The organism is Carnobacterium sp. TMP28 (assembly GCF_047553015.1).
Classification (GTDB): Bacteria; Bacillota; Bacilli; order Lactobacillales; family Carnobacteriaceae; genus Carnobacterium_A.
This window is the reverse complement of the sequence record NZ_CP180212.1, coordinates 300,028-312,292: the sequence shown is the minus strand read 5'-3', so window position 1 is coordinate 312,292 and position 12,265 is coordinate 300,028. Positions and strand designations below refer to the sequence as shown.

9 protein-coding genes are annotated in these 12,265 nt (G+C 35.0%); all 9 read right to left on the bottom strand.

Annotated elements, in window-relative coordinates; translation table 11 throughout:
* Nucleotides 1–35: 35 nt before the first annotated feature.
* The 9 genes from ACMHYH_RS01565 to secA all read right to left on the bottom strand — a co-directional run bounded on the left by ACMHYH_RS01565 (nucleotide 36) and on the right by secA (nucleotide 12,034).
* On the bottom strand, nucleotides 36–935 hold the full coding sequence (locus ACMHYH_RS01565) for a substrate-binding domain-containing protein (RefSeq protein ID WP_414839650.1): 900 nt from the start codon (nucleotides 933–935) through the stop codon (nucleotides 36–38).
* Between the two features lie 186 nt (nucleotides 936–1,121).
* A complete protein-coding gene (gene pnpS / locus ACMHYH_RS01560) occupies nucleotides 1,122–2,900 on the bottom strand; it encodes a two-component system histidine kinase PnpS (RefSeq protein WP_414839649.1) in 1,779 nt (592 codons plus the stop codon).
* On the bottom strand, nucleotides 2,897–3,613 hold the full coding sequence (locus tag ACMHYH_RS01555) for a response regulator transcription factor (protein WP_414839648.1): 717 nt from the start codon (nucleotides 3,611–3,613) through the stop codon (nucleotides 2,897–2,899). The genes pnpS and ACMHYH_RS01555 overlap by 4 nt, the downstream gene beginning before the upstream one ends.
* Before the next feature lie 50 nt (nucleotides 3,614–3,663).
* Nucleotides 3,664–4,842 carry a PDZ domain-containing protein gene (locus tag ACMHYH_RS01550; RefSeq protein WP_414839647.1) on the bottom strand — a complete coding sequence of 393 codons (1,179 nt, stop codon included), beginning with the start codon at nucleotides 4,840–4,842 and terminating at the stop codon, nucleotides 3,664–3,666.
* Between the two features lie 296 nt (nucleotides 4,843–5,138).
* A complete protein-coding gene (locus tag ACMHYH_RS01545) occupies nucleotides 5,139–6,305 on the bottom strand; it encodes an NlpC/P60 family protein (RefSeq protein WP_414839646.1) in 1,167 nt (388 codons plus the stop codon).
* Nucleotides 6,306–6,340: 35 nt separating this feature from the next.
* Nucleotides 6,341–7,228 (bottom strand): permease-like cell division protein FtsX, encoded by an 888-nt coding sequence (ftsX, locus tag ACMHYH_RS01540; protein WP_414839645.1) that lies wholly within the window; start codon nucleotides 7,226–7,228, stop codon nucleotides 6,341–6,343.
* Nucleotides 7,218–7,904: a cell division ATP-binding protein FtsE gene (ftsE, locus tag ACMHYH_RS01535; protein ID WP_414840325.1), complete on the bottom strand. Its 687-nt coding sequence runs from the start codon at nucleotides 7,902–7,904 to the stop codon at nucleotides 7,218–7,220. The genes ftsX and ftsE overlap by 11 nt, the downstream gene beginning before the upstream one ends.
* Nucleotides 7,905–8,314: 410 nt before the next feature.
* Nucleotides 8,315–9,425, bottom strand: a protein-coding gene (gene prfB, locus ACMHYH_RS01530; protein ID WP_414839644.1) for a peptide chain release factor 2 whose coding sequence is annotated in 2 segments (ribosomal slippage) — nucleotides 8,315–9,364 and nucleotides 9,366–9,425 — 1,110 coding nt in all. Because the reading frame shifts where the segments join, the coding sequence is not laid out codon by codon here.
* Between the two features lie 83 nt (nucleotides 9,426–9,508).
* Nucleotides 9,509–12,034, bottom strand: a complete 2,526-nt coding sequence (secA, locus tag ACMHYH_RS01525; RefSeq protein ID WP_414839643.1) for a preprotein translocase subunit SecA — start codon at nucleotides 12,032–12,034, stop codon at nucleotides 9,509–9,511.
* Nucleotides 12,035–12,265: the final 231 nt, after the last annotated feature.

Here is a 12,265-nt window from a genome sequence, read left to right as displayed (position 1 = left end):
ACACTCTTTTTACTAACAAGGGTCAGTTAGATCCATTATTCTTGCCAAATTAGTTGTTCACCTGTAAAGATAGCTTTTACTTGTTCCATGGTTAATTCGTCTGTCGTGTTTTCTTTATTTACGATAACAGCAATTCCATCCCTCGCTAGAACAGACACGGCTAATACCTCTTTTTCCTCTTCTTTTAATTCTCTAGAAGCCATACCAATATCGGCTGTACCATCTGTCGCTGCCGTTATCCCGGCAGAAGAACCATTTGACGTAATATCAATCGTTACAGCAGGATTCAAAGCCTGATATTCTTCAGCAAGAACTTCCATAACAGAGGTAACGGATGTTGAGCCTACAATGCTGACTTTTCCATCTAGATTTTCTGGTGCCGTGTAGATAACGGCTTGATCATCCGCTTCAATGTATCCTTCTTTTACAACCATTTCTTGTCCTTGTTGACTAAACATAAAATCCCAAAAATCTTGTGCTTCTTTGCTTAACTTATCTTTATAAACGAGATTAAAGGGACGTGCAATTGCGTATGAGTTATCTTTAATTGTTTCAGGAGTAGGATGAACGCCTTCTATCTTTAGAGCTTTGATTGTATCGTTCACAGACCCCAGTGAAATATACCCTATCGAAGTTACGTCGCCTGCAACAGAAGTCATGACTCCATCTGTACTATTTTGGATTACAGCCTCCATATAGGTTGCATCTATCTCATTGCCATCGGCATCTTTTTCTCGTACTTTTGCAATTTCAGTAAATGCACCACGTGTTCCTGAACCATCTTCGCGAGAAATCACATGTATGGATTGAGTAAGATCAAATTCTCCTTCCGTTAAACTCGAACCGGTTGTATCAGAAGATGAATTGCCACAAGCAGCTAAAAATAATGCCATTCCTAAAGAAACTAGTACTTTCGATGATTTTTTGATATGCATAGTATTCCATCCTTTTTTTATAGTGTTGGACTTCTTCTTGTCCACATCTCTTATAGTAAAGGATGACTGTCTATTTCGTTCTCTCTTTGTGTAACGTTTGTGTAGCTCTTTGTAAAGGAGTTGCGAAGGGCTACATAAAAAAACTAAGAAAAAGTAATGAAAGCTACTTTTTCTTAGTTTTTTATTTTATACGTGACGCAATGGAAAAATTAGTGTAAACGTTGTTCCTAAGCCAACTTTACTCTTTACCGTAATTGTTCCATTAAAGTTTTCAACTAAATATTTTACAATAGACAATCCTAATCCTGTTCCACCTGAATTTCGACTTCTGCCTTTGTCTACTCGATAAAAGCGTTCAAAAACACGATTGATTTCATCTTCTGGAATACCCATTCCATTATCACTAATGGTAATGATAGCCTGACTCTCACTTTTTTTAATGGTCACATTTATGACTCCACCAGGTTTTGTATACATAACCGCATTATCAATCAGATTGGCTAAAACTTGTTTTAATCGGTTTTTATCTCCGTCGATTTTAACACAATCTTCTTCAAATAAATGCATCGTGATTTCTTTTTGTTTTGCTTTTTGGTTAATCAATTTAAATGTAGACAAAACAGCATCTTTGACTACTACTTCCTCAAAAGAAATTGGGACTTGCCTTTGTTCCAGTTTAGATAATTCTAATATATCATTTACTAAAAGATTCAATCGTGTACTTTCTTCTAACATAATCTCTAAAAATTGTTTCAGAATTACTTTATCATCCATAGCTCCATCTAACAACGTTTCTGAAAATCCTTTTAACGCTGTAATTGGAGTTCTTAACTCATGAGAAGCATTGGTAACGAAATCAGTTCGGACTTTTTCTAGGCGCCTTATCTCTGTAATGTCATACAATAAGACAATAAGATTCGTATCCTCTTTAGTCTTTCCTGCTATTGGAACAATATTCGCATCAACAATTCTCTCACTAGGAAAATAAAAATAAATTTCTTTATTTTGTCTTTCTTTTTTTCGATAGGCTTTTTCAATCAAATAGCTTAATCCATAACTTTTTGTGGCTTCAGCATAAGATTTACCGATTAATTTACTACTATCCATATCAAAAATTTGGCACATAGCTGGATTAACTATTTGGATATTCCGGTGTTCATCTAGTTGCATTACACCAATTACCAAATGATTAATCAACTCATTGATTCGCTCTTTATTTTGAGTAATCTCTTGCATTTGATCGTCTAAACTCTCTGCTAATTCATTAATTGTTTGTCCAAGTTTAGTTATTTCACCGTAACCATTTCCGCTAAAGCGTGCTTCATAGTGATTATTAGATAATTTTTTTGCTACGTTCATCACTTCTTCAATTGGCTTAGCAATGTATCTCGCGACTAAAAAAGTAATACCCGCCGTCAATAATAAAGCTAAAAAGATGAATGCTACAATCGACTGCATCATTTGATCATTTAATTGATTCATTTCTGCTAAAGGTTTAGCTAAACGAAGCACACCTATTAACTGGCCTGATTGACTTAAAACCGGTTGTGCAACATAGTAAAGAATCTTTTTAGTACTTCTACTCGTACGCGAATCCGTCCCTTGCGACTCACCTTTTATAATCGCTTGTATTTCTTTGCGATTAGAGTGATTTTCTAATGGTGTGAGATTAGTTATTTTAGAATCGTAGACAACTGTCCCATTTAGATCAATCAATGAGATGCGTTGGCTTGTGTATTCTTTTACTTTTATTGCTTCTTCTTTCAAAGTAGGAAAGGTTGCTTCGTCTTTAGCTAGATTATTGATAGTACTTAAGACAAGCTTAGATTGCTCCAGTAAATCCTCTTGTTGATTCTCATTTGCATAGCTTTGCATCAACTGAGTTGAAAAAAAAACAACGCAACTACCAAAAATAATAAATAAAACCATAAAAATAGTTAACACTTGCGTTTGCATCTTTTTCATCGTTTTGGTGCCTCAAATTTATAACCAAACCCTCTTACAGTTCGAATATAAGCCGGTTTTTTAGTATCAGATTCTATTTTTTCTCTGATATGACTAATATGAGCATCCACAATTCTTGTTTCTCCTATATAATCAAAGTTCCAAATAGCATTTAATAATTGTTCGCGACTCAAAACACGATTTAATCGTTTGGACATGTAGAGCAATAATTCAAATTCTTTTGGAGTCAACTCAATTTCTTTTTCACGAACGATTACTTTATATTGACTAGGAAAAATACAAATCTCACCAATTACGATTTTTTCATTGTTTTCTTCTTTTTCTTTATTTTTATCTCTAGCTATCTCTGGTTGAATACGGCGCATGATAGCTTTCATTCTCGCTAATACTTCTCTCGGACTAAACGGTTTTGTCATATAATCGTCTGCACCTAGTTCTAATCCGATGATTTTATCTAATTCATCGTCTTTAGCTGTTAGAATCATAATGGGTGTATCCTTTTTTTCTTGACGCAACTTTTTACAAACTTCCATACCATCCATTGAAGGCATCATTAAATCTAAAAGAATAAAGTCATATTCATTCGCTAAAGCTAAATTGTATCCTACTAATCCATCTAAAGCTGTCTGTACCTCATAACCCTCTTTTTCTAAATTAAAAGTTAACAGAGTCACTATTGATTGTTCATCATCAACAATTAAAACTTTTTTCATAACGTTCCTCCGCCTAATAAGTCCAACTTATATCGTTTTATTTTATTCATCTACAGTAATACTACACCAATCTCATGCGGCGAGTCTGCGTAAAGAGCTGTCTCAGTTAATCTTAGCTCTCCATCTGGCCCCTTTACTTTTAAGTGACAATAAACACTGTTTTTTGATAAAGCTTGATAAAAATCATCTTCTGTTTCTAGTTTTTGATTGTTACAAAAAACAATTGTATCTCCTACAAGTATCTCCATTTTTTCAGCGGGTGTACCCGGACGAACGGCAATCACTTTCACCCCACCATTTGCAGCTCCAAATAAAAAGGTCCAATTTTTTTCACGGCAACGGTGACGATATAGAGCAACAAACCCACCTAGAGGCAATAAAATTAACCCTACTAGTCCTGCATAAACAGTCCAAATAGAACCAATAGCTAATAAGCTTGTTAAAACTACTACTAACGAAAGATTCTTCACTAACAAGCTTATAGCCTCTTTAGGCAACTGTGTGTGGACTGTTATACGCATCCCAATCAAAACTGGTAATAAGAAAAAGGAATACTGTTGATTCCCAAGCTCAAATACCGGCCACCAATCAAATAATGCACCAAAACTTTCACCTGGAATAACAATCAGTAAAGGCACAAACCAAAAAGGCTTGATCTGATAGCGCGCTATTTTTTTACCCCGTTTAGTCTGTAAACACCATGGGGTCAGTTTTTTATCAGCTTGTTTTTTAATCACTATCAGTGAGGCACTCATTAAAAAGAGGGTTATAAAAAGGACATTCGTCACTAAATGAGCATTGACCCATTTTATTTGCTCAAGAGGTTGGTACCATCCTCCAGGTAAAAAAGTTGAAGACGATTCAATGCTAAGTAATTTTATTCCAAGTAGCACTATAGTCGTTAAAGGAAAGGTAAATAGTGGACTGATAAATCGATAGCCGCTAATTAATAATACAATAGCCACTATTTCATAGATAATGATCCAATCCATTGTAATAGGAACACCGATTAGACCAATAAATAGCGAGCCTATTAAACCAGTCATTAAGCCGAATAACAGGTAATTTTTTAATTCATACCGTTCTTTATAAATAGCTACTCGATAACTTACCCTCTCTTTTTTAATTCTTTTATAGCTTGTCGCAATGGCTACACTTAATCCAATTAAAAATACTGGTTGAATAAAAAAAATAAGTAGAGCTAGTAGTAAATTTATAATTAGTTGCATACACTCTTTCATCCTCTCAACTTCTGTTTGTTTTTCTAGTTGATTATTTTCTAAGAAACTGTTTTACTACTTTAAGATTATTACAGTAAAACTTATCAGCTAAGATTCACTTTCTTATAGCGTACCCATTTTAAGGACAAATGTAAAATAGAAATGGTCTTTTTTTAATGTTATTGAGAAATAAACTGATAAATAAAAAAAACTTGAGATAAAAGCACTTTTAAAGTGGTTTTATCTCAAGTTTTTTTGTCGCATTTAGGGACGACATGTTTAGTTTTTGATTAGAAAAATAAGAATTAGTTTACTCGACCATATCCAACAATGTATTTTCCCCAGTAATACTGATTGATTTCAGCTACGGCTACACCAGAAGAAGATTGTGCTCCGATGAATTTACCATTGCCTAAGTAAATAGCAACATGATCAATGCTTCCTGTTTGATTAAAGAATACTAAATCACCAGGTTTAGCTTCTGATTGAGAAACTTTTGTTGATGCAGAGTATTGTGCACTTGCTGTACGAGGCAAGTTAACGCCAGCAGAACTAAACGCATACTGAGTGAAACCAGAACAATCAAAACCTGAAGTTGTTGAACCACCATATAAATAAGGTGTGCCTTGAACTCCAAATGCTGCGCCTTGAGCGCTGCCCCATGAGTTGCTTGAAGCTGGAGTAGATGCTGCTGGTGTACTTTGTGTTTCTACTGTTGTTGCTGTTGTTGCTTTTTCTGCTACTGCACTCGTATTTATGACTGAAGCCTTTTTAGCTTCTCCGATTTCTCTTGCTGCTTTTTCAGCAGCTGTTTTTGTTGCTAATAGTTGTTGTTTTTCATTTTCAACTACTGATTTTTCAGCTGCAATTGTTGCAACTACAGCTTCTTTTTCTAGTTGTTGTTGCATTAAATCTGTTTTAGTAGATTCTAATTTAGCAGCTAAAATGGTTTGACTTTTTAGCGTTTCTTCGTTTTCAGCTTGTTTTTCTGCAACTAATGCTTTGTCTTCTGCTTGTTGTTTAACTAAGCTTTGGTTAGCAGAAACTATTTTAGAAACAACATCTACCCGTCCTAAAACATCTGAAAAAGATTCAGATTCTAATAAGAAATCAGCATAATTTTGAGTCTGACCATTTACTTGAACAACACGAGCTTGTTCAGCTAGTTTTTCTTTACGTGCAGCAATAGCAGTATTTAGTTCCTCAATTTGTTGCTTTAACTCTTTTAATGTTTTTTGAGTTGCAGTCATTTCAGCCATTAATGAAACAGCGTTTGCTTCATTTTTAGCAATGTTTCCTGTAATTTCTGACAACTCATTTTCGATAGAATTCTTTTTAGTCTCAAGTTTTTGGATCTTTTCATTTACCGTATTCAGATTGTTGCCAATCTCTGCGCTTGCTGATAAAGGCGCTAGACAAGTTGTTGCACCAATTGTTGCTGTTAAAAAAAGAGTTAATAGTTTCTTATTCAATTTTCTGTCCTCCGTTTTCCCTAAATGCTATTTTTTTATACTTTTAAAAATCTTCTAATTGAAATAGATGACCCTATCGCTCCGATTACTATGCCTATTGCTAACATTGCGCTACCAATTTGGAATAAGAATGGAGAGGGTGTTAATAATGCGAAATACGTTCCTGATAGATAAGTTGTTCCAATATCATAGATGGTTACATAAAGGAAACTAATAAAAGCAACCGGGATGAATGAACCTATAAAGCCAATCAGTGCTCCTTCTATTAAGAATGGCCATCTAATGAACCAGTTTGTTGCTCCAACCAACTTCATGATTTCAATCTCTGTTTTACGAGACATAATTGTGATTCGAATCGTATTAGATATTAAAAATACCGCTGTTAAGACTAATGCACCGATAATAATAACTCCTACATTTCTAACCGTACTCATCGTTTTAAATAAGTTATCTGCTGTTGCACCGCCATAATTCACTTTCGCCACATTCTCTAATGCTTCAGCTTTTTTAGCAACCGCTGCAGTACTTTCGGGTGAATCTGTATTCACAATAAATACATCATATAGTGGATTATCGTCGCCTTGGAAAAGATTAAATTCATTTCCGTAACTTCCAACAACTTGTTTTAATTCACTTTCTCTACTAGAGAACTCAACTATGTCGACATTTTTCAATGTCTTTAGCTCTGTTTCTAGTTTCTTTTGTTCCTTCTCATCAGCAGCTAGATCAATGTAAACCCGAACACTTACGTCATTTTCAATGTCTGTCGCTAATTTACTTACATTCATTAACATAGCGACAAAAGAGCCAACTAGTAATAAGGTTACCGCTACTGCACTGATAGCTGCAAGTGACATCCAACCGTTTCTTTTTAAACTTTTTAAACTTTCAATTAAGTGTCTTTTTAACGTTCTAACCTTCATATCCGTAGTCTCCTTCCAATTGATCGCGGACAATGCGTCCATTCTCAACCGCAAGTACACGGTGTTTAACGACATTTACGATTTGGCTATTATGCGTTGCCATAATAACGGTTGTTCCTTGTGTATTAATTTGTTCTAGGATAGCCATAATTTCCATTGAGGTGTCAGGGTCTAAGTTTCCTGTTGGTTCATCGGCAATCAACACACGAGGCATATTTGCAATGGCTCTAGCGATTGCTATTCGTTGTTGTTCTCCACCAGATAGTTCATTTGGAAACATTCTTATTTTATGTTTCAATCCAACTAAGTCCAAAACTTCTAAAACCCGTTTTTTGATTACTTTAGGATTTTTTTCTACTACTTCCATCGCATAAGCAATATTTTCGTATACAGTCAATCTTGGCAGTAATTTAAAATCTTGGAAAACTACACCGACATGTCTTCTTAAATAAGGGATTTCTTTATCTTTCATATTTACTAAATCAAATTCTCCAACTTTGATTGTACCCTTTGTTGCTCTTTCTTCTCGGTACATCATTTTGATAAACGTCGATTTACCAGCTCCACTTGGGCCTACGACATAAGCAAATTCACCTTGCTCAATACGAACGTTTAATCCATTAACTGCTGTAATGCCGTTCGGATATTTCTTATAGACATTTATCATTTCAATCATCATATCACCTAACTTTTTTAAAATTTTCTTAGTTGTCATTTTTGTCTGTTGTTATGAGTTGTTTTGGATAAGGAACTAGTTTGTATAAGGGATATATGAAAAACTTTCTGTCATTTAATCCTTCCTCATTATAGCATCCATAAAAATAATGTCTGTTGTAGTTTGTTTACAAATATATTTCATTCCGTCACATTGCTGTAACGAACTGTATTATTTAGAGATGAAATGCATCTTTTCCATCCATTCACCACTGTGCTTATTTATTCTCTATAAAATAGGGATTACTATCACTAATCCTCATGATAAAGAGCGTTTTTTTGGATTTTTAATTCTAAGTTTATTTCTAATTGTATAAAAAAACTTCTGTCAACCATAAAAGTTTGACAGAAGTTTGACAGAATTCAATTAAATTAATTATCTGGTGTTAAAGTACTTCTTAAATAAGCCTGAATAAATAAATCGATGTCTCCATCCATCACGTTTGTAACATTACCTGATTCATAATTTGTGCGATGATCTTTGACCATGGTGTACGGGTGGAAGACATACGACCTAATCTGAGAGCCCCAGCCTATTTCTTTTTGCTCTCCTCTTATCTCGGCCATTTCTTGTTCTTTCTTTTCAATATCTAATTGATGAAGTTTAGCTTTTAACATGCCCATTGCTTGATCTCTATTTTTCATTTGTGAACGTTGTGCTTGACTAGCAACAACAATCCCTGTTGGAATATGCGTAATTCGAATAGCAGAATCTGTTTTATTGATATGTTGTCCACCGGCTCCACTTGCTCGATAAGTATCTACTCTCAAATCATCTGAGTTGATTTCAATATTAATGTCTCCTTCTATTTCTGGAATAACATCAATAGAAACAAACGAAGTATGACGACGCCCAGCTGAATCAAATGGTGAAATACGAACCAGACGATGAACGCCTTTTTCAGCTTTTAAATAACCGTAAGCATTATGACCTTTAATTAACAACGTCACACTTTTTATTCCAGCTTCGTCACCAGCTTGATAGTCAAGAGTTTCAACTTTAAATCCTTTTTTATCAGCCCAACGTGTGTACATACGCAAGAGCATACTGCCCCAATCTTGTGATTCCGTTCCACCAGCTCCTGGATGTAGCTCGATAATGGCATTATTTTTGTCATAAGGGCCACTCAATAGCATATCTAGTTCATACTGTTCAAGTGTTTGAAAGAACGTTTTACTTTCATTTTCTAACTCTTCTTCTAAATCCGGATCATCTTCTTCTTTAACCATATCAAGCATCAGTTCTAGTTCTTCTTGTTTATCTTCTAATTGTTTAAAGCTTGTATAGACTTCTTTTAGCGTATTTGCTTCATTAATCAATGCTTGCGCTTTTTGTGCATCGTCCCAAAAGGTAGGATTTGTCATTTGATGGTCATATTCAGCAATGTTTTGTTCCATGCTCTCTAAGTCAAAGAGACCTCCTGAAACCGGCAATCTTTTCTTTCGCTGCTTCAACTTTATTTCTAATATCACTTATTTCCATTTTTATTTCCCCTTATCAACATCATTTAGTGAGAAAAACACGATTTGCTAATCAAATCGTGTTTTTCTTTTTTAACTTTTAGTTTAAACTTGTCCATGACAATTTTTATATTTTTTACCACTACCACATGGACATGGATCATTGCGCCCTACTTTTGTTCCATCAGCAGAAACTGGTTTTTTCTTTGCTTCTTTAACCACTTCACCATCTCCTGCTGAACGAGCTGTTGTACCTTTAGCTACTTGTTCTCTTTGTAAGTTTTGACGAATTTGAGATTTCATCAATAGTCTAGTTACATCGTAGTCAATAGCTGCAATCATTTCTTCAAACAATCTAAATCCTTCTGTTTGGTATTCAACTAACGGATTTGATTGACCATAGGCTACTAAACCGATACCTTGGCGTAATTGATCCATTGTATCAATGTGATCTGTCCACTTGCTGTCTACTACTCGTAAGATAACTACTTTTTCAAATTCTAATACTTGTTCTGTTCCATTTAATTGTTGCTCTTTTTCAGTATAGATTTTTTTTGCAGCATCTAATAAGATTTCTTGAATTTCGACTGCCGTTTTATTTTCTAAATCAGCTAAACTCAAATCATCTGGATGAACGACTGCTGAATGAGCAAAATCTAAAATACTTTGGAGACTCCACTCTTGTTTAAGTCCTTGTGTATGCAATTGGACCATGCGGTTAATGGCACGTGCCATCATTGGAATTGTAACTTTTTTCAATGATTCTTGTTCCATGATCACTTCTAGACGTTGTTTGTACATGATTTCGCGTTGCTCACGCATGACGTCATCATACTGTAAAACATTTTTACGTGTATCGTAGTTATTTCCTTCAACACGTTTTTGAGCGGACTCAACTTGACGTGAAATCATTTTACTTTGGATAACAGCATCTTCATCTTGGACTTTCAAACGCTCAAGAACAGCTTGAATTCTTTCTGAACCGAATCGTCTCATCAAGTCATCTTCTAAAGAAAGGTAAAATTGTGTTACACCTGGATCTCCTTGACGTCCTGCACGTCCACGTAACTGGTTATCAATACGTCTGGATTCGTGACGCTCCGTACCAATAACGCAAAGTCCACCAGCTTCAATAACACCAGCACCTAATTTGATATCTGTTCCACGACCGGCCATGTTGGTTGCAATCGTAATCGAGCCTTTTTGTCCAGCATTTGTGATGATTTCTGCTTCTTTAAAGTGGTTTTTAGCATTCAAAACTTCGTGTTTAATTTTTGCTTGTTTTAATAAACCAGATAACAATTCTGACGTTTCAACAGCTACTGTTCCGACTAAAATAGGTTGCCCAGTAGCGTGGCGCTCTTTAATCTCTTCAACGACTGCTTCAAATTTACTAATCAAAGTAGGATACAACAAGTCTGGACGGTCATCACGAACTAATGGTTTGTTCGTTGGAATTGCGACAACACTAATGTTGTAGATTTCACGAAACTCTTCTTCTTCTGTCTTAGCTGTTCCGGTCATACCTGCTAATTTCTTGTACATTCTAAAGAAGTTTTGGAATGTAATATTTGCCATAGTTTTTGATTCATTTTGAATTGTAACGCCTTCTTTAGCTTCAATCGCTTGATGTAAGCCATCTGAATAACGACGACCATCCATAATACGGCCAGTAAATTGGTCAACAATCATGACTTTATCGTCTTGGATAACGTAATCAATATCGAATAACATGATATAATTTGCACGTAACGCTTGGTCCAGATGATGAGTTAAAGCTTGGTTTTCTACATCATATAAGTTTTCTACACGGAATGTTTTTTCAGCTTTTTCCATTCCTACTTCAGTAAGCACAACGGTTTTTGACTGAACATCGATAGTGTAGTCTTCTTCTTCTTTTAATCCCTTAACGAAAAAGTCCGTACGCGTATAAAGAGTCGTTGACTTTTCAGCTTGCCCAGAAATAATCAGAGGTGTTCTAGCTTCATCGATTAAAATCGAGTCAACTTCATCGACGATAGCATAATGTAATGGTCTTTGTACCATCTGTTCTTTATAAACAACCATGTTGTCTCTTAAATAATCAAATCCCATTTCGTTATTGGTACTGTACATAACGTCCGCTAAGTAAGCTTCACGTTTTTCTTCAGCTGTTTTTGAGTTTAAATTTAATCCAACCGTTAATCCTAACCATTGATACAATTCACCCATCTCGACAGCATCTCGACTAGCCAAGTATTCATTGACCGTTACAACATGGACACCTTCACCGGTTAGCGCATTTAAATAAACCGGCATTGTAGCGGTTAATGTTTTACCTTCACCGGTTTTCATTTCAGGGATATTGCCACGGTGCAATGTTACGCCACCCATTAATTGAACGCGATAAGGATATAATCCAAGAACACGTTTTGCTGCTTCTCTTACAACTGCAAAAGCCTCTGGCAATAAATCATCTAATGTTTTCCCATTTTGATAACTTAGTTGAAATTCTGGTGTTTTTGCTTTTAATTCTTCATCAGATAAGGCCGCCATTTGATCTGCAAAAATTTCAATCTGGTCTGCTACTTTACCTAAGCTCTTAAGTTCTTTTTTATCGTTCTCAATTAAACTACGCAAAAAATTTGCCATTTACTTTTCTCCTCTTTTTAGTACGATTTTCTCATTTATTTTTCTACCTTTATTTTTTAGTCTTATTTTTTCTATTCTAAATAATAGCAGTTTAAATTCTTCTATTAGCTTTTGTTAACATCCTCATTAATTCTATCATTACTTATTCACAAATGAAACCTTTTTATATTGAGAACGCCCCTATCATTAGGATATATCTTATAAATAAAATGAAATTTACTTTCTAGCAAA